This window comes from Amaricoccus sp. W119 (genome assembly GCF_047275745.1).
Taxonomy (GTDB): Bacteria; Pseudomonadota; Alphaproteobacteria; order Rhodobacterales; family Rhodobacteraceae; genus Amaricoccus.
In genome coordinates this window covers 16,225-33,631 of sequence record NZ_JBKQWU010000007.1, presented here as the reverse complement: position 1 = coordinate 33,631, position 17,407 = coordinate 16,225, and the positions used below count along the sequence as shown (strand labels likewise).

At 69.4% G+C, this 17,407-nt stretch carries 14 protein-coding genes and 1 other RNA gene; 8 read left to right on the top strand and 7 right to left on the bottom strand.

Annotated elements, in window-relative coordinates:
* Positions 1-3: 3 nt before the first annotated feature.
* Both ACLJK8_RS06195 and ffs read right to left on the bottom strand, forming a co-directional pair.
* The gene (locus ACLJK8_RS06195) at positions 4-1,848 is read right to left on the bottom strand and encodes a DNA polymerase III subunit gamma/tau (protein ID WP_413149234.1); all 1,845 of its coding nucleotides are present in this window, start codon (positions 1,846-1,848) and stop codon (positions 4-6) included.
* A gap of 205 nt (positions 1,849-2,053) precedes the next feature.
* Positions 2,054-2,152, bottom strand: an RNA gene (ffs, locus tag ACLJK8_RS06190) — signal recognition particle sRNA small type.
* A 203-nt stretch (positions 2,153-2,355) separates the two neighbouring features.
* Between ffs and nudC the strand changes: the two genes are divergently transcribed.
* Positions 2,356-3,312, top strand: a complete 957-nt coding sequence (nudC, locus tag ACLJK8_RS06185) for an NAD(+) diphosphatase (protein ID WP_413149233.1) — start codon at positions 2,356-2,358, stop codon at positions 3,310-3,312.
* A gap of 27 nt (positions 3,313-3,339) precedes the next feature.
* On the opposite strand, the gene ACLJK8_RS06180 is transcribed toward nudC, so the two are convergent.
* Entirely contained in the window at positions 3,340-4,224 is an 885-nt protein-coding gene (locus ACLJK8_RS06180; protein ID WP_413149232.1) for a prephenate dehydratase, read from the bottom strand.
* Positions 4,225-4,298: 74 nt separating this feature from the next.
* Here ACLJK8_RS06180 and ACLJK8_RS06175 point away from each other — a divergent pair, with 74 nt between their 5' ends.
* The 7 genes from ACLJK8_RS06175 to ACLJK8_RS06145 all read left to right on the top strand — a co-directional run bounded on the left by ACLJK8_RS06175 (position 4,299) and on the right by ACLJK8_RS06145 (position 12,299).
* On the top strand, positions 4,299-5,246 hold the full coding sequence (locus tag ACLJK8_RS06175; protein ID WP_413149231.1) for a serine hydrolase domain-containing protein: 948 nt from the start codon (positions 4,299-4,301) through the stop codon (positions 5,244-5,246).
* Between the two features lie 58 nt (positions 5,247-5,304).
* A complete protein-coding gene (locus tag ACLJK8_RS06170; protein ID WP_413149230.1) occupies positions 5,305-5,805 on the top strand; it encodes a c-type cytochrome in 501 nt (166 codons plus the stop codon).
* Positions 5,806-6,049: 244 nt separating this feature from the next.
* The gene (locus ACLJK8_RS06165; RefSeq protein WP_413149229.1) at positions 6,050-7,972 is read left to right on the top strand and encodes an extracellular solute-binding protein; all 1,923 of its coding nucleotides are present in this window, start codon (positions 6,050-6,052) and stop codon (positions 7,970-7,972) included.
* A 1-nt stretch (position 7,973) separates the two neighbouring features.
* Positions 7,974-9,047 (top strand): microcin C ABC transporter permease YejB, encoded by a 1,074-nt coding sequence (locus tag ACLJK8_RS06160; protein ID WP_413149228.1) that lies wholly within the window; start codon positions 7,974-7,976, stop codon positions 9,045-9,047.
* On the top strand, positions 9,047-10,159 hold the full coding sequence (locus ACLJK8_RS06155; protein ID WP_413149227.1) for an ABC transporter permease: 1,113 nt from the start codon (positions 9,047-9,049) through the stop codon (positions 10,157-10,159). Before ACLJK8_RS06160 ends, ACLJK8_RS06155 begins: the two co-directional genes overlap by 1 nt.
* A complete protein-coding gene (locus ACLJK8_RS06150) occupies positions 10,156-11,787 on the top strand; it encodes an ABC transporter ATP-binding protein (RefSeq protein ID WP_413149226.1) in 1,632 nt (543 codons plus the stop codon). The genes ACLJK8_RS06155 and ACLJK8_RS06150 overlap by 4 nt, the downstream gene beginning before the upstream one ends.
* A gap of 20 nt (positions 11,788-11,807) precedes the next feature.
* Complete coding sequence (locus ACLJK8_RS06145; protein ID WP_413149225.1) at positions 11,808-12,299, top strand: heme-degrading domain-containing protein; 492 nt, start codon at positions 11,808-11,810, stop codon at positions 12,297-12,299.
* Positions 12,300-12,316: 17 nt separating this feature from the next.
* Here the strand turns inward: ACLJK8_RS06145 and ACLJK8_RS06140 are convergent, their stop codons facing one another.
* From ACLJK8_RS06140 to ACLJK8_RS06125, 4 genes are read right to left on the bottom strand one after another with little or no spacing between them, the layout of a single operon-like run.
* Positions 12,317-13,420 carry a flagellar basal body P-ring protein FlgI gene (locus ACLJK8_RS06140; protein ID WP_413149310.1) on the bottom strand — a complete coding sequence of 368 codons (1,104 nt, stop codon included), beginning with the start codon at positions 13,418-13,420 and terminating at the stop codon, positions 12,317-12,319.
* 25 nt (positions 13,421-13,445) lie between these two features.
* Positions 13,446-14,450 (bottom strand): flagellin, encoded by a 1,005-nt coding sequence (locus ACLJK8_RS06135; RefSeq protein ID WP_413149224.1) that lies wholly within the window; start codon positions 14,448-14,450, stop codon positions 13,446-13,448.
* Positions 14,451-14,455: 5 nt separating this feature from the next.
* The gene (flgK, locus tag ACLJK8_RS06130; RefSeq protein ID WP_413149223.1) at positions 14,456-15,922 is read right to left on the bottom strand and encodes a flagellar hook-associated protein FlgK; all 1,467 of its coding nucleotides are present in this window, start codon (positions 15,920-15,922) and stop codon (positions 14,456-14,458) included.
* 25 nt (positions 15,923-15,947) lie between these two features.
* Positions 15,948-17,294 (bottom strand): flagellar hook protein FlgE, encoded by a 1,347-nt coding sequence (locus ACLJK8_RS06125; RefSeq protein WP_413149222.1) that lies wholly within the window; start codon positions 17,292-17,294, stop codon positions 15,948-15,950.
* Between the last annotated feature and the right edge of the window lie 113 nt (positions 17,295-17,407).

Genomic DNA, 17,407 nt, shown 5'->3' with positions numbered 1-17,407 from the left:
GTCCTATTCCTCTGCGAAGGGGTCCCAATCATCGTCATTCCCGGCCGCCTCGTCCTCAGGCGCCCCGTCCGGGGCCTCGCCTTCCGGCGCGGCCGGGTCCACGAGCGGCGCCTCGGGCGGCCGCACATCCTTGATCTCGGCGCCGGGAAAGGCGGCGAGCAATGCCTGAACCAGCGGATGGGCCGCGGCCTCGGCGCGCAGTCCCATCTTCGCCGCGTCCCGCTCCTCCGCGAGCGTCGCCCCGCCCCCGGAACCGACCACCGAGACACCCCAGCGCACGCCGGTCCAGTCCCTCAGCCGCTGCGACAGCCGCGCGGCCAGGTCCGGCTCGGCGTCCTCGGCGGGCTCGAATTCGATCCGGCCAGGGGCGTAATGAACGAGGCGCAGGCCGTTCTCGATCTCTATCAGGAGCCGCAGGTCGCGGCGCGCGCGCACCAGCGCCACGACATCGGCGAATTCGGCGTAGCGCGCGAGCGGGCCGGCCGAGGTCTCCGCGGCCGGCGATGGGGCCGGAGCGAGCGACTCCACGGCGGCGGGCGCGGGCGATGGGGTGGCCACGGCGCGCACCGCCGCGGCGGCCGGCCCTGCGCCGGCCCGCGGCACCATGGCCTCCGGGCGAGCTCGCGGCGCGACATCGCCGCCCCCGCTCAGGCCGCCCGAAACCTGTGGAGCCGCCGGGGGCGCGGGCAGGTCCGCGAGACGGCGCACCAGTTCCTCCGGGCTCGGCAGGTCGGCGACATGGGTGAGGCGGATGATCGCCATCTCCGCCGCCATCATCGCATTGGGCGCCGAGCCGACCTCCTCGAGCGCCTTCAGGAGCATCTGCCAGGTCCGGGTCAGGGCCCGCATCCCGAGACGCCGGGCGAAATCGAGCCCCCGCGCGCGCTCGTCCGGGCCGATCGTCGGATCGTCCGCCGCCTCGGGCGTCAGGCGCGCCATCGAGACCCAGTGCGTGATCTCGGCGAGGTCGCGCATCACCGCCATCGGATCGGCGCCCTCGGCGTACTGGCCCGCGAATTCCGCCAGCGCGCCCTTGGCATCGCCGCGCATGATCGCGTCGAAGAGATCGAGCACCCGCCCCCGGTCGGCGATGCCGAGCATCGCGCGGACCTCCGCCGCGCTCGTCTCGCCGCCGCCATGCGCGATCGCCTGATCGAGCAGCGACAGGGCATCGCGGGCCGACCCCTCGGCCGCGCGCACGATGAGCGCGAGCGCGTCAGGCGCGACCGTCGCGCCCTCCGTCCGCAAGATACCGCCGAGCAGCGCCATCATCACCTCCGGCTCGATCCGGCGCAGGTCGAAGCGCTGGCAGCGGGAGAGCACGGTGACCGGCACCTTGCGGATCTCGGTCGTGGCGAAGATGAACTTCACATGCGCGGGCGGCTCCTCCAGCGTCTTCAGGATCGCGTTGAAGGCCGAGGTGCTGAGCATGTGCACCTCGTCGATGATATAGACCTTGTAGCGGGCGGAGGCGGCGCGATAGGCGACCGAGTCGATGATCTCGCGGATATCGCCAACGCCGGTGCGCGAAGCGGCGTCCATCTCCAGCACATCGACATGCCGCCCCTCGGCGATCGCCTGACAGGCCTCGCAGGCGCCGCAGGGCTCGATCGTCGGCCCGCCCTCGCCATTCGGCCCGGTGCAGTTCAGCCCCTTGGCGATGATGCGCGCCGTCGTGGTCTTGCCGACCCCGCGCACGCCGGTGAGGATGAAGGCATGGGCGATCCGGTCCGCCTCGAAGGCGTTGCGCAGCGTGCGCACCATCGCCTCCTGGCCGACGAGATCGGCGAAGGTCTGGGGCCGGTATTTTCGGGCAAGCACGCGGTAGTCGGCGTCGGTCAAGGGCATCGGCCTTCAGCTGGTCGCCTCAACCTATGCGCCGGGCCAGCCGGTCGCAAGGGAGGGCACCGGCCACCAGCGCCGCGGGTGGGTCCGGGGCCCGGGCCGTTCTGTCATGATGGGACGGTGGCGCCGCGCACGGCGGCCTGCCATCGACAATGGGGACTCGTCTGACTCGGATTCGGGGGATCTGGCCTTCCGTCTCGGGAAAGCGTGGTGAGAGGTTGGACAGCGACCCAAGCGGGTCCCGTTACGGCTGCTTCCTTCCGGACCTGACCGGGTTGGCGGGGCGCCTGCCCGCGCCAACCTCTCGCCCCGGCATATAGCGGCCGCGGCGCCGGGGTTCAAGCCGTCCCGGCCACGACGCGGAACCCAGGGCAACGCGCGATACCCGCCGACGCGGCGGCGGCGATTGCTCCCGGGCCGCCGCCGCGGCAAGGTCCGCGCGGCGACGGCGGACCGAGCGGCTTCGGGCCTGTTCGAAGTCGTATCGAAACGAGCGGGGAGCCACGGGCCATGCGCGACGCGGAATCAGTCACTTTCGCCGGAGGATCGCTCGACCGCGCGTCGCAGCTGCGGAGCGACGCGGCGGCGGTGGCCGCGCTCGCGGCCCATCCCCGGGCAGGGGTGCTGGCGCTGTCGCGCGGCCGTCCCCTCGTCACCGGGGAGGCGGAGACCGGGCTCGTCTGGCTGCCGGCCGGGCACCCGCTCTTCGCCGAGCCGGCGCCGGTGATCTTCCTCGGCCTCGAAGACGGCGCGCCCCGTTTCGCGCGCGAGATCCCCGACTGGCCGACCCTCGAAGGCGACGACTACGCCTTCAGCGACCGCGAGGGTGAAATCCACCCCGATCTGCCGGGGGAGTTCAGGTTTCACGAGCTGCGCTCTCTCATGTCGCGGCTCGGCACGGCCGACGCGGGCAACGCGGTCGCGGCGAAGGGCATCCTCGCCTGGCACCAGTCGCATGGCTTCTGCGCCCGGTGCGGCCAGCCATCCGAGATCGCCGATTCGGGCTGGAAGCGGATCTGCCCTTCCTGCGGCGCGCAGCATTTCCCGCGCACCGACCCGGTCGTCATCATGCTGATCACCCACGGCAACTCGCTGCTGCTCGGCCGATCCTCCGCCTGGCCGCCGGGGATGTATTCGCTGCTCGCGGGCTTCATGGAACCGGGCGAATCGATCGAGGCTGCGGTCAGGCGCGAGACCTGGGAGGAGACGGGTATCCATGTCGGGCAGGTCGACTACCTCGCGAGCCAGCCCTGGCCCTTCCCCGCGAGCCTGATGCTCGGCTGTCACGGCGAGGCGCTGTCCGCCGAGATCAGGCGCGACCCGAACGAGCTCGAGGATGCGCGCTGGCTGACGCGGGAGGAGGCGATGATGGCGGCGGCGGGGCACAATCCGGATGTCCGCCCGGCACGGCGTGGCTCGATCGCGCGCTTCCTGATCGAGCGCTGGCTGAGCGACACGCTCGACTGAGAACCGTACCGAAGGCTGTCCGGAGGCTCAGGTGACGCCCTGGGCCAGCCGCTCGTGTTCCTGCTCCCGGCGATAGGGATGCGCGGGATAGGTGCCGAGCATCCGAAGGCTCGACGTGAAGTAGCGCAACTCCTCGAGCGCGCGCGCGACCGCGGGATCGTCGGGATGCCCCTCGATATCGGCGTAGAACTGGGTCGCGGTGAACTGGCCATCGACCATGTAGCTCTCGAGCTTGATCATGTTGACGCCGTTGGTCGCGAACCCCCCCATCGCCTTGTAAAGCGCGGCGGGCAGGTTGCGCACCCGGAAGACGAAGGTCGTCAGCACATCGCCCCCCTGGGGCGCGTTGTCGGGCTCGGGCGCCATGACGAGGAACCGCGTCGTGTTGTTCTTCTGGTCCTCGATGTGACGCGCCAGCAGGTCGAGCCCGTAGATCTCGCCCGCGAGTTCCGAGGCGAGGCCCGCGAGGCTCCTGTCGCCCGTCGCCGCGACGATCTCCGCCGAGCCGGCGGTATCCGCCCCGGTGCGCGCCGCGATCCCGTTCTCGCGCAGGAAGGACCGGCACTGCCCGAGCAACACGGTATGGCTCATCGCCGCCTTCACATCCCCGATCCGCGCGCCCGGCACGCCGAGGAGGTTGATGTGCACGCGCAAGAAATGCTCGCCGATGATGTGAAGCCCGGATTCGGGCAGCAGGTGATGGATGTCGGCGACGCGGCCATAGGTCGAATTCTCGACCGGCAGCATCGCGAGATCCGTCCGCCCCTCCCAGACCGAGGCGACCGCGTCCTCGAAGGTGGCGCAGGGCAGCACCTCCATCCCCGGAAAGACCTCGACGCAGGCCTGGTGCGAATAGGCACCGAGCGTGCCCTGGAAAGAGATCCGGTTGGTCTTGGCGGCGGGCTGGCCCATTGTCGGGTCCTTCTCGGTCGGAAGCGGCGGGCGGCGGGCGAGGCGGGCCGGACCATCGCAGAAAGGCGTGACGGATGAAAGATGGCGCGATCTCGGCGGTCTGCTTCGCGGATGGCACGCTCCGGGGATCGCCCGGAACGGCCGATCTGGCGTGGTGGAGCGTGACCAAGCTCGCGCTCGCGGCCGCCGCGCTCGTGCTGGCGCGCGCCGGGCGGATCGACCTCGACGCGGCGGTGGAGGGCGCGGGCGGGGCGAGCCTCCGCGCCCTGCTCGGCCACCGCGGCCGGATCGCGAACTATTCCGATCTCGCCGACTACCGCGCCGATGTCGCGCGGGGCGGAGTACCCTGGCCTCCCAAGGAGATGCTGGCCCGCGTCGCCGCGATGCCCCGGCCCGCCGCATGGGCCTATTCCAACACCTGCTATTATCTCGTCCGCCGCGCGATCGAACGGGCGGCGGATGCGCCGATCGGCCGCGCGCTCGACGAACTCGTGCTGTCGCCGCTCGGCATCGCGGATGCGCGAATCGCGAGCCGGCCGGAAGAGATGGCCGCGCTGGCCCTGCCCGCGCCGGACTATGACCCGGCCTGGGTCTACCACGGATGCCTCGTCGGGCCGGCCGCCTCGGCCGCCCGGCTCGTCGGCGGCATCCTCGCCGGGCCGATCCTCTCGCCCGAGGCCCGCGCGGCGATGCGGACGGTGAGCCCGGTTCCAGACGCCGGGCCGCCCTGGGTGACGGCGGGCTATGGGCTCGGGCTCATGACGGGCCGGATCGGCGACGGGGTTCGGGTGGGCGAGCCTCGAGTCGGCGGGGCGCGGGTGCTCGCGGTCGAGGGGCATTCCGGCGGCGGGCCGGGCAGCGGCTGCGCGGTCTACCGCTTCGCGGAGTTGCCCGGCACGCCGACCGTCGCGGTCTTCGCCCCGGATGGAGCCTGTGAGGCCCGGGCGGTCGCCCTGGCGGTGGAGGCGGCGGAAGCGTGGTCGCGCCGGGCGGGCTTGCGCGCCCCGCCGGGTTGCGAGTAGAACGGCGAAGACAGGACAAACCGGCCACCCCAGCCGCCGCGGAAAGGTGCCCCAGCCCATGAACACGATGGAAATCACCAAGCTCGTCGGCGCCTTCTGCGGCAGCCTTCTGGTCTTGCTGCTCCTGAACTTCTTCGCCGGCGAGATCTTCAACACCGAAAGCGAGGAGGTCGCCTACGCGATCGAGATCCCCGAGGCCGGGGAAGGCGAAGGCGGCGAGGCCGCGGCTGAGGTCGATGTCGCGGCGCTGGTCGCGGCGGCCGACGCGGCGAAGGGCGAGACCGTGTTCAAGAAATGCGCCGCCTGCCACAAGGTCGATGGCTCGAACGGCGTCGGCCCGCACCTCGACAAGGTTCTCGACCGCCCGATCGGCGGCGTCGAAGGCTATTCCTATTCCAGCGGCATGGCCAGCCACGGCGAGAACTGGACGGCGGAGAACCTGTTCCACTTCCTGACCAAGCCCTCGACCTTCGTCGCCGGCACGAAGATGTCCTTCGCCGGCCTGCCGAAGGAAGAGGACCGCGCCAACGTCATCGCCTATCTGCAGTCGCTGCAGTAAACCCGTCCCGCTGGTCGCCCCGCTGGCCGCCGTGTGAGGGACGCCGGCCCCGGCCGTCGTGCCTCCGAACGCCCTCCGAAGCTGGCACCCTGGTGGTGCGCTCCGATGGTACTCACGCGGATGCGCCGGCCGCTCACGTTTTCCTGCTCGCGGGGGCCGTTTCCCGGGCTTTACGCTCCCGCGCGCGGCGGTAGAGTGACGTCCGAGTTCCGCACCAATCTCAGGACGCCGAATGGACCGCCGCATGAACCGACGTGCTCCCTCCCTCCCGCCCTTCGTCCTCTCGCGCCGCCGGTTCCTCCGGGCCCTCGCAGTGACGGGCGCCGGCGCGGGACTGGGCGCGGGGCTGGCAGGACGGGCGAGTTTCGCGCTCGCGCAGGAGGGTGACGACCTCATCACGAGCCACGGCCTCTCGATGTTCGGCGAACTCAGGTATCCCGCCGACTTCCCGCATTTCGACTATGTGAACCCCGCCGCGCCCAAAGGTGGCATCCACCGGAGCTGGTACATCGGCAGCTTCGACTCGCTCACCCCCTTCACCGAGAAGGGCGAGGCGGCGAGCGGTGCCTGGGGGGTGTTCGATTCCCTGATGTCGGGCTCGCTCGACACGTTGAGCGAAATGTATCCGCTGATCGCCGAGAGCGTGACCTATCCGGCGAACAAGCGCTGGGTAAGCTTCAAGCTCAATCCGGCGGCGCGCTTCTCCGACGGATCGCCCCTGACCTCGGAGGATGTGCTCTTCACCTTCGATGCGATGAAGACCAAGGGGCAGATTCGCTACCGCGCCTATTTCGACCCGATCATCGGGGTCGAAGCGCTGGGGCCGCATGAGGTGAAGTTCACCTTCGCCGAGGACGCGCCGGTACGCGACATGCTGCCGACCGTCGCCGGCACCTCGATCTTCTCCAAGGCCTATTTCGACGGCCGCGACTTCTCGCGGGCCTCGATAGAGCCGCCGCTCGGTTCGGGCGCCTATCAGGTGGAGCGGGTCGAGGCAGGGCGCACGATCGTCTACAAGCGCGACGAGAATTACTGGGCGAAGGATCTGCCGGTGAATGTCGGCGCCAACAACTTCGACCAGATCCGCATCGACTACTACACCGATCAGGCGAGCGCCTTCGAGGCGTTCAAGGCCGGGGAATACAGCTACCGGAGCGAGTCGAACGCCGATCGCTGGGTGAACGGCTACAACTTCCCGGCGCGGACCCGGGGCGACGTGGTGCTCACCGAGACACCGGCCCATACCGTGCCCTTCTGCGGCGGCGTCTTCTTCAACATGCGCCGGGACGCCTTCAAGGATGTGCGCGTCCGCGAGGCGATCCAGACGATGTTCAACTTCGAATGGACCAATGCCACGCTCTTCCACGGCGTCGAGCAGCGCAGCGTAAGCTATTGGGAACGCAGCGACATGGTGGCATCCGGCCCGACACCTCCGGATGAACGGGCGGTGCTGGAGCCCTTGATGGCGGAGCTTCCACCCGAGGCCGCCGACGTGCTGACCGCCGAGGCCGTCACCCCGTTCAAGGGCGCGAATGCGAACGAGCGCGACCGCGCCCGCCGCCGCCGCGCGATCGAGCTTTTCACCGCCGCGGGCTATACCACGCAATCGGGCCGGCTCGTCGGCGCGAATGGCCAGCAGCTCCGCTTCGAGATGATGTACGGCAGCCCCGACGCCGAGCAGTATCTCTCGCCCTTCTCGCAGGCGCTGCGCGGCGTGGGCGTCGATGCGAGCCTGCGCTTCGTCGACAGCGCGCAGTGGCGCGAGCGGGCCGAGACCTTCGACTTCGACTCCTTCCTCGTCTACGTGCCGATGAGCGACACGCCGGGCAACGAGCTCCGCGACACATTCGGCTCGCAATACGCCCAGATCGGCGGGTCGCTCAACGTCTCGGGCGTGGCGAGCCCCGGCATCGACAAGCTCATCACGCTGATCGAGAGCGCTGAGAGCCGCGAGGATCTCAACATCCGGGTGCGCGCGCTCGACCGCGTGCTTCGCGCGATGCAGCTCCGGGTGCCGCTCTGGGTCCGCCCGGACACATGGGCGGCGTTCTACGACTTCTACCGCTATCCCGAGACTCCGCCGGAATACGGCACCGGCTCCACCTCCACCTGGTGGGTCGATGCCGAGCGCTACGAGGCGCTGCGCGCCGCGGGAACCCTGCGCTGACATGGGCGCCTATGTCCTGCGGCGGCTGATGCTGATGATCCCGACGCTGTTCGGGATTCTCGCGCTCAACTTCCTGCTGACGCAGTTCATGCCGGGCGGACCGGTGGAACAGGTGCTGGCGCAGCTGCAGCAGGATACCGACGCGCTCGGCCGGATCTCCGGCGGCGGTGGCGGCGGTGCCGAGCCGGTGGGCGACTACCGGGGGGCGCAAGGGCTGCCGCCGCAGTTCATCGCCGAGCTTGAGAAGCAGTTCGGCTTCGACAAGCCGCCCCTGACGCGCTTCTTCCTGATGCTCGGGAACTACCTGACCTTCGATTTCGGCGAGAGCTATTTCCGGTCGATCTCGGTGCTCGACCTCATCCTCGAGAAGATGCCGGTCTCGATCACGCTCGGCCTCTGGTCCACGCTCCTCGCCTATCTGATCTCGATCCCGCTCGGCATCCGCAAGGCGATGCGCGACGGCTCGACCTTCGACACCTGGACCAGCGCCACGATCATCGTCGCCTATGCGATCCCGAGCTTTCTCTTCGCGATCATGCTGCTGGTGCTCTTCGCGGGCGGGTCGTACTGGCGGATCTTCCCGCTCCGAGGGCTGACCTCGGACAACTGGGCGGAACTGAGCCTCCTGGGCCAGATGCTCGACTATCTCTGGCATATCGTGCTGCCGGTCACCGCCTCGACCATCGGCGCCTTCGCCACGCTCACCCTGCTGACGAAGAATTCCTTCCTCGACGAGATCAAGAAGCAATACGTGATCACCGCGCGCGCCAAGGGGCTGACGGAGGGCCGCGTGCTCTACGGTCATGTGTTCCGCAACGCGATGCTGATCGTGATCGCGGGCTTTCCGGCGGTCTTCATCGCGGTCTTCTTCGGCGGCAGCCTCATCATCGAGACGATCTTCTCGCTCGACGGGCTCGGGCGGCTCGCCTACGAGAGCGCGATCCAGCGGGATTATCCGGTGGTCTTCGGTACGCTCTACATCTTCGGCGTGCTCGGGCTCGTCGTCGGGCTCCTGTCCGATCTCACCTATGTCTGGGTCGATCCCCGGATCGACTTCGAAAGCCGCGAGACCTGATGAAGCTCAATCCCCTGCAGCGGCGCCGGCTCGCGAATTTCAAGGCGAACCGCCGCGCCTTCTGGTCGTTCTGGATCTTCCTCGTGATCTTCACGGTCACGCTCTTCGCGGAATTCGTCGCGAACGACAAGCCGCTCGCGGTCTGGTACCAGGGCGAGCTGCGCTCACCGGTGCTTTCCTTCTATTCCGAGGCGGATTTCGGCGGCGAGTTCGAGACCGAGGCGGAATATCACTCGCCCGAGGTGCGCTGCCTGATCCGGACCGGCGGGCTCGAAGCCTGTCTGGACGATCCCGAAGGCGTCTACGCGGAGGCGGAGGAGACCGGCGCGGTGGACGGCACGCCCATCGCGGCGCCCGGCTGGGCGGTCTGGCCCCTCGTCCCCTACAGTTTCGACACGATCAACTACGACGTGGCCTCGGCGCCCTCGCCCCCGGACCGGACGCATTGGCTCGGCACCGACGATCAGACGCGCGACGTGGTTGCGCGGGTGATCTACGGTTTCCGGATCTCGGTGCTCTTCGCGCTGATCGTCGCCGTCATCTCGAGCGCGATCGGCATCGCCGCCGGGGCGACGCAGGGCTATTTCGGCGGCGCGGTCGATCTCGTCTTCCAGCGGCTGGTCGAGATCTGGGCCAACATGCCGAGCCTCTACATCATCATCATCCTCTCGGCGATCTTCACGATGAGCTTCTGGCTCCTGACATTGCTGATCGCCTTCTTCTCCTGGACGAGCCTCGTCGGCGTGGTGCGCGCGGAATTCCTCAGGGCGCGGAACTTCGAATACGTCCGCGCCGCGCGCGCGCTCGGGGTCGGCGATCTCACCATCATGTTCCGCCATCTGCTGCCGAATGCGATGGTGGCGACGCTGACGCTGATGCCTTTCATCATCACCGGCGCCATCGGCGGGCTGGCCGCGCTCGATTTCCTCGGGCTCGGCCTGCCGGCCTCCTATCCCTCGCTGGGCGAGTTGGCGCTGCAGGGCAAGAACCGGCTGAACGCGCCCTGGCTCGGCTTCACCGCCTTCTTCACCTTCGCGATCATGCTCTCGCTTCTTGTCTTCGTCTTCGAGGGGGTGCGCGACGCCTTCGATCCGCGAAAGACCTTCAAGTGAGCGCGGCGGAGATCCCCGATCCGGCGGCGCCGATCCTCTCGATCCGCGACCTCCGTGTCGCCTTCGTCCAGGGCGCGGACCGGTTCGAGGCGGTGAAGGGCGTCTCCTTCGACCTCCGCGCGGGCGAGACGCTGGCAATCGTCGGTGAGTCGGGGTCGGGCAAGTCGGTGACCGCGCTCTCGACCGCCCGGCTCCTGCCCGACAATGCCGAGGTGACGGGCGAGATCCTCTATCGCGGCGAGAACCTCGGCGCGGCCCCGGACCGGACGCTGCGGCGGATACGAGGCAACGACATCAGCTTCATCTTCCAGGAGCCGATGACGAGCCTCAATCCGCTGCACACGATCGCGCGCCAGATCGGCGAGAGCCTCGCCCTGCATCAGGGGCTCTCCGGCGAGGCGGCGCGGGCGCGGATCATCGAGCTTCTGACCCAGGTCGGCATCCGCGACCCGGAGACCCGCCTCGGCGCCTATCCGCACCAGCTCTCGGGCGGGCAGCGGCAGCGGGTGATGATCGCCATGGCGCTCGCCAATGGCCCCGACGTCCTGATCGCCGACGAGCCGACCACCGCGCTCGACGTGACGATCCAGGCGCAGATCCTCGAACTGCTCGCCGAGATCCAGGCGCGCGAGGGGATGGGGATGCTCTTCATCACCCACAACCTCGGCATCGTGCGGCGCGTCGCCGATCGGGTCGCGGTGATGAAGGCGGGCGAGATCGTCGAGACCGGCCCGACCGAGGAGATCTTCGCCAATCCCAGGCACCCCTATACCCGCGCGCTGCTCGCCGCCGAGCCGACCGGCACCCCCGGCCCGGTCCCGAAGGGCGCGGCGGAGATTCTGCGGACCGAGGGCTTGCGGGTCTGGTTTCCGATCAAGGCCGGGCTGCTGCGGCGGACGGTCGGCCATGTGAAGGCGGTCAATGGCGCCGATGTCGCGGTCCGCGCCGGCGAGACGCTCGGCATCGTCGGCGAAAGCGGCTCGGGCAAGACGACGCTCGCGCTCGCCATCCTGCGGCTCATCTCCTCGGAGGGGCGGATCGTCTTTCTCGGCCGCGACATCCAGGGCTGGAAGAACCGCGAGCTCCGCGCGATCCGGGGCGACATGCAGATGGTCTTCCAGGACCCCTACGGCTCACTCAGCCCGCGCATGACGATCGAGCAGATCGTGGCCGAGGGGCTGGGCCTGCACGGGCATGACGGCGACCCGGAGGAGCGGGTGATCGACATCCTGCGCGAGGTCGGGCTCGATCCCGCGACGCGGCACCGCTACCCGCACGAGTTTTCCGGCGGCCAGCGCCAGCGCATCGCGATCGCCCGCGCGATGGTGCTGCAACCGAAGCTCGTCGTGCTCGACGAGCCGACCAGCGCGCTCGACATGACGGTGCAGGTGCAGATCGTCGAACTGCTGCGCCGGCTGCAGGAGAAATTCGGCCTCGCCTATGTCTTCGTGAGCCACGACCTGCGCGTCGTCCGCGCGCTCTCGCACCGGGTGCTGGTCATGCGCGACGGCGACGTGGTGGAACAGGGGACGGGCGACGAGATCTTCGAAACGCCGAAGACCGACTACACCCGCGCGCTGCTGGCCGCCGCCTTCGAGGATGTGGCGCTCGAAGCGGCCGCGAGCTGAACCTCTGCGAAGGAGCGAGAATGAGCAAGCTGAGCGACACCGACATTCTCGAGGGCCAGGAACTGCGGCTGCGGTTCCGGAGTTTCGATCTCGGGACGGCCTGGGATCTCGGGACGCGGCTGCGCGGGCTGGCCGAGGAACGCGGGCTCTCCGTGCTGATTGAGGTCCGGCTCGGCAAGCGGACGGTCTTTCTCAGCGCGATGCCGGGCACCGGCCCGGACAACGCCGACTGGGCCCGGCGCAAGGCCAATACCGTCGAGCTTCTGGAGCGCAGCAGCTATCGCGTCGGGCTCTCCACGGGCGCTGGCGAGACGATCCACCAGCGCATGGGCCTCGCGCTCTCGGATTATGCGACGGCGGGCGGCGGTTTCCCGATCTTTCTCGTCAGCGGGCTCTGCGTCGGCGCGGTCGTCGTCTCGGGCCTGCCGCAGCGCGAGGACCACAAGCTCGTGGTCGAGGTCCTCGCGGAGATGATCGGCGTGGCGATCGAGGAAGTGCAACTCGACATGTGAGACGGTCTGGTCCGCGCCTACTGCACGATGAACTCGGCGTGGAGCGCGCCCGCCGCCTTGATCGACTTCAGGATGTCGATCATGTCGCGCGCCGAGACGCCGAGCGCGTTGAGGCCCGCGACGAGTTCCGGCAGCGAGACCGAATTCTCCACGATGGCGAGCCCGTTGCCGGGTTCCTCCTCGATCCCCGCCTCGGTGCGCGGTATGACCACGGTCGCGCCATCGGCGAAGGGGTTCGGCTGCACGACCATCGGCTGCTCCTCCACCCTGAGCGTGAGGTTGCCCTGGGTCACCGCGACCCGGCTGATACGCACGTCCGAACCGAGAATGATCGTGCCGGAGCGTTGATCGACCACGACCCGCGCCTTGGTCGAGGTGAGGATTTCGATGTTCTCGATCTGCGCCATCAGGAGCGCCGGCGTGTCGATCCCCGCCCGGGCGAGGTCGAGCCGGACGGTGCCGGAATCGAGAAGCTGTGCGATCCGGGTGCCGAGGTTGTTGTTGATCGCGGTCGCGATCCGCGCCGCGGTGGTGAAATCGGGGTTGCGGAGCGCGAGGCGGAACTCGCGCACCGATGAGAAGTCGAAGGCCACTTCCCGCTCGACCCGCGCACCCGCCGGGATCAGCCCCGAGGTCGGCACCCCTTCGGTGACCCGCGCCGCGTCGCCCTCGGCGCTGACACCGCCGGCGATGATCGAGCCCTGCGCCACGGCGTAGATCTGGCCGTCCGCCGCGTTCAGGGGCGTCATGACGAGGGTCCCGCCGAGCAGGCTCGATGCGTCGCCGATCGCCGAGACGGTCACGTCGATCTGGCCGCCGGCGCGCGCGAAGGGCGGCAGGCTCGCCGTGACGAGAACCGCCGCGACGTTGCGCGCGCGGATCTGCTCTCCCGTCACATTGACGCCGAGGCGCTCCAAGAGGTTCACCACCGCGTCCTCGGTGAAGGGCGAGTTGCGGAGCGAATCGCCGGTATTGCTGAGACCGACGACGAGCCCGTAGCCGAGCAGGTCGTTGCCGCGCACCCCGTCGATCTCGACCAGATCCTTGATGCGCGCCGGCGAGGCGGCCGCGGGGCCGGGCTGCGCGGCGAGAAGGAGCCCGGCGAGCATCGCGCCCAGCATGAGGAGGAAGCGCATCGCCCGGGGCCTACATGTACTTGACGAAGGAAAGCTCGCCGAGCCGCGCGGTCACCGTGTATATCGTCTGCAACTGCGTCTCGAAGGCCTGATAGATCGTGGCCGATTCGCCCATATCGACGGACATGATCGCGTTCCGCGCCAGATCGAGCGTGTCCTTCTCCGCCGTCCGCGCGGCCTTGGCGTTCTCGACCGTCTCCTGCGACACGCCGACGGCGGAGCGCAGATCGAGCAGCCCCTCCCGCGCCGACATCATCGCGACGCCCGAGGCATCGAGGATCTCCATCTGGGCACCGCTATTCCCCGCGAAGGCGCCGCCCGCGACCACGGCGGCGAGCGCCTGCGCCCGGAGCACCTCGGTCAGCTCCTCCGCGTCGGCCCGCACCGCGTAGTCGAGCCGCCGGCCCTCGCCGAGATCCGCGGGCGCCAGATCGTCCGCCGAACCGACATAGCCGCTGGCATGAAAGCCCCCGCCCGGCGCGAACCAGGCGTTAATCGCGTCGATCGCCTCCGCCGCCGTCCCCGCCGCGCCCGCGATCGTGTCGAGCTCGGCGAGCATCATCTCGGCCGGGGCCAGCGCGGCGGTGTCGGTCGCGGTACCCGCGAAGAGCGACAGGCCGCCCGCGCGCGTATTGAGCGCGTTGACCGTATCGGCGAAAGCCTCGCACGCGCGGTTCGCATGAATGAGGCTCGCCGCCACGTCGCCCATGCCGGCCGTGGTCGCCAATCCGTCCGCGAGATCCTGCACCGGCGACAGGATGAGGCCGAGCGCGTTCTGCGTCATGTCGAGCCGCGACCCGGCCAGCGCGACGGTGTTCGAGAAGGCCGCGTTGCGGTCGAAGGCGCGCTCGACCGCGAAGAGCCGGGTGATGTCGCCCGAGGTCGCGTCGAGGCGGCTCGTCTTCTCGCCCGTGGTCATCTCCGTCGCGGCCTTGCCCATGGCCGCCCGCGTCTCGGCCGAGGCGCGTTTCAGCCCCGCGAGCCGGCCGAGGTCGGAAGTACCCGCGATCTTCATGGTTCTCAGATCTCCAACAGGACCCGCATCAGTTCGTCGATCGTCGACAGAACCTTGGCATTGGCGGCATAGGCGCGCTCCACGGCGGTCAGGAGTTGCAACTGTCCGTCGCTGTCGACGCCGGTGACGTTCAGCTCCTCCTCGCCGAGCGCGTCGGCGCGGGCGGTCTGGAAGGCGAGATCGTCATCCGCGCGGGCCGAACGGCCGGTGAAATAGGACGAGATCTCGGAGGCCATGGTCGCCGAGTCGTTCCGCGCCGTCTGCGACGCGAACCCCGCCGGGTCGCGTTTCGCCGTCATCGCATCTGCGAGCGCCTGCAGCGTGCTCCCATCGCCCTCGGCGCCCGGGTCGGCGGCGCCGAGCCCGTCGCGGAGCCGCCAGGCCGCGCCGCCCGCCGCCGGATCGACGGCGGCGTTGAGGCCGATCCTGCCCGCGAGCCCCGCCGTCGCGCCGGTCCCGGCCGCGTCGACGAAAAGCCCCTCCCCGCCCGCGTCGAGCGCGGAAGCGGGTGCGAGTTCCTCGAACCGCGCGATGAGATCGGCGGCGTAGAGATCGAGCTCCGCCGTGACGCCGGGCACGAGACTGTCGCGCACCTCGAAGAGCGCGCCGAGCGAGCCGCCGTCGAGGCGGCCCCTGCCGGTCCCGACATCGAGATCGACGGTCAGCGTGCCCTGCCGCTGCGTCAGCCCGCTCAGCGCACCGTTTTCGAGCGTCATCTCGGAGGTCACGCCATTCGGCGCCGCCGTGAACCCGACCTCCCAGACCGCGCCGTCGAGCAGGACGCCGCCGCCCTGCGCATAGAGCGCGACCGCGCCGTCGCCGCGGTTCACGGTCTTGAGCGGAACGATGGTCGAGATCTGGTCGATCAGCGTCGCGCGCTGATCCTGAAGCGAGAGGGTATCGACCCCCTGCAACGAAAGGCTGACGATCTTGCCGTTCAGATCCTCGATCCGATGCAGTGTCGCGTTGAGCGTCTCGACCTGCGCCGCGATGGCGGTTTCCGCCTCGCTCCGGACCTGCGCGGCCACGGCGGCGGTCGAGGTGAGCGACGTTGCAAGCGCCCGCGCCGCCTCCACCGCGGTGCCGAGCAGCGCGGGCGATTGTGGCGTGGCGCTGGCCGCGATGAGCGCCGTCTCAAACGCGGTGGCGCTCGCCGAGAGCGACCCCGCCGCCCCGGCCTCGCCCATCGCGCCGACAAGGCGGGCGTGGGCGTCGGCGCGCACGCTGCTCGCCTCGGCCGCCGCCTCCGCGACGCGGCGCTCCGCGGTGAGGTAGGGATGCTCGGCCCGCGTCGTGCCGGCGACCCGGACGCCGGAGCCGAGCCCGCCGGCGGTCACCGAACTGAGCTCGGTCGCGCGGCTGGCATAGCCGGGTGTGAGCGCGTTCGAGACATTGTTCGAGATCGTGCTCGCCAGTTTCGACGTCGCCCGGAGACCGGAGGCGGCGCTGTTCAGCGCGTTGGATATGCTCATGGCCTGACCCTACTCGGCTCGCGCGTTATCGCTTGAGGTTGGTGGTTTCCTGCAGCATCTCGTCGACGGTCTGGATGATCTTCGCGTTCGACGAATAGGCCCGCTGGGTCTGGATGAGCTGGGTCAGTTCCTGGGCGGTGTCGGTCGTCGACTGCTCCAGCGCGAAGCCTTCGATCGATCCGGCCGGACCCGATCCCGCGTCATAGAGGAAAACCGCGCCACTCTGCGGCGAGACCGCGAAAGACTGGTTGTCGAGCACTCGGAGCCCGTTCATGTTCGGCACGTCGGCGACCGGCACCTGGTAGATCACCCGGCTGAACCCGGTCGAGTAGTTCGCGCTCAGGTAGCCCTTCTCGTCGATCGAGAGCCCGGTGAAGGTTCCCGCCGCGTTGCCGTCCTTGGTCACGCCCGAGGTCGAGAACACGGTCGAAAGCTGGGTGAGATAATGCGATCCGGCGGGATCGGTCGAGCCGATCTGCATCGTGATCGTCTGATCGGCGAGTTCGAGCGTCAGCACACCCGTCGCATCGTCATAGCTCGTCGAGGGAGGCGCCGATCCGGCGGAAAGCTGGCCGACGGACAGGAGATTGCCCGCGTTGCCCGCGCCCGCGCTGAAGGTGAGTTCATAGCTGCCCGCCGAGAGACCGCTCGCCTGATCGACGAGATCGAGCGTCCACGCGTTGCTCGCCCCGGTGCCGGGCACGCTCGGCGTGAAGCTGAGCGCGAGGCTCTGCGACGTGCCGAGATTGTCGAAATATTCGACCGTCATCGCCTCCACGTCACCATCCGCGCCAGACATCGTCGAGGTGGCGGGCAGGTTCGCGCTCAGGACGATGTTGCTGGTCGGCCGCGAGGCGGAGCCCGAGAGGTTCACATGGATCGCTTCGAGCGAGGAGGAGGTGTCGCGCGGGAATTCGGCCACCTCGCCCGTCGCGTCGGCCGGCCAGCCGAGCAAAACGAGCCCCGACTGCGTCGTCAGATAGCCGTCAGCGTTGAGCTCGAAGGACCCGGTGGAGGTGAGCTTCAAATCCTGCGTCACCGCGGTCTGGCCGACCGAGGCGAGCGAGGTCACCGGCAGGAGCCCGCGCCCGGCGATCGCGATATCGGTCGAATTGGTCGTGCCGGTGATCGCCCCCTTCGCCTCGATGTCGAACATCGCCGAGGTGGCGACACCTCCCGCCCCGTAGGCCCGGCCGCCCCCTACCGTATAGGCGCCGCGCGAGTCGTTGACCGTCAGCGACGAGAAGTCCATGTCGGCGCGCTTGTACCCGTTGGTCTGGGAATTGGCGATGTTGTCCGAGATGGTCGCGAGCTTGTTCGAATTCGCGTTGAGGCCCGACACGCCCGCGTTCAACGAGGAAGAAATGCCCATGAGTGCTCCTGCTAGCCTTGGGATTCGCCCGGGCCGGGTCGGGCGCGGTCCCTCGGGCTCTCGCCTCGGGAACGCGCGGCGCGGCGCCGTCCGGGGGCCACCATCGGCGCCGC

Excerpts from the sequence above, each read along its gene's own strand:
- ACLJK8_RS06195 (WP_413149234.1), bottom strand. The coding sequence starts at position 1,848 with ATGCCCTTGACCGACGCCGACTACCGCGTGCTTGCCCGAAAATACCGG.
- ACLJK8_RS06160 (WP_413149228.1), top strand. The coding sequence starts at position 7,974 with ATGGGCGCCTATGTCCTGCGGCGGCTGATGCTGATGATCCCGACGCTG.
- ACLJK8_RS06165 (WP_413149229.1), top strand. The coding sequence starts at position 6,050 with ATGAACCGACGTGCTCCCTCCCTCCCGCCCTTCGTCCTCTCGCGCCGC.
- ACLJK8_RS06145 (WP_413149225.1), top strand. The coding sequence starts at position 11,808 with ATGAGCAAGCTGAGCGACACCGACATTCTCGAGGGCCAGGAACTGCGG.
- flgK (WP_413149223.1), bottom strand. The coding sequence starts at position 15,922 with ATGAGCATATCCAACGCGCTGAACAGCGCCGCCTCCGGTCTCCGGGCG.
- ACLJK8_RS06125 (WP_413149222.1), bottom strand. The coding sequence starts at position 17,294 with ATGGGCATTTCTTCCTCGTTGAACGCGGGCGTGTCGGGCCTCAACGCG.
- ACLJK8_RS06170 (WP_413149230.1), top strand. The coding sequence starts at position 5,305 with ATGAACACGATGGAAATCACCAAGCTCGTCGGCGCCTTCTGCGGCAGC.
- ACLJK8_RS06175 (WP_413149231.1), top strand. The coding sequence starts at position 4,299 with ATGAAAGATGGCGCGATCTCGGCGGTCTGCTTCGCGGATGGCACGCTC.
- ACLJK8_RS06180 (WP_413149232.1), bottom strand. The coding sequence starts at position 4,224 with ATGGGCCAGCCCGCCGCCAAGACCAACCGGATCTCTTTCCAGGGCACG.
- ACLJK8_RS06140 (WP_413149310.1), bottom strand. The coding sequence starts at position 13,420 with ATGCTGGGCGCGATGCTCGCCGGGCTCCTTCTCGCCGCGCAGCCCGGC.
- ACLJK8_RS06135 (WP_413149224.1), bottom strand. The coding sequence starts at position 14,450 with ATGAAGATCGCGGGTACTTCCGACCTCGGCCGGCTCGCGGGGCTGAAA.
- nudC (WP_413149233.1), top strand. The coding sequence starts at position 2,356 with ATGCGCGACGCGGAATCAGTCACTTTCGCCGGAGGATCGCTCGACCGC.
- ACLJK8_RS06155 (WP_413149227.1), top strand. The coding sequence starts at position 9,047 with ATGAAGCTCAATCCCCTGCAGCGGCGCCGGCTCGCGAATTTCAAGGCG.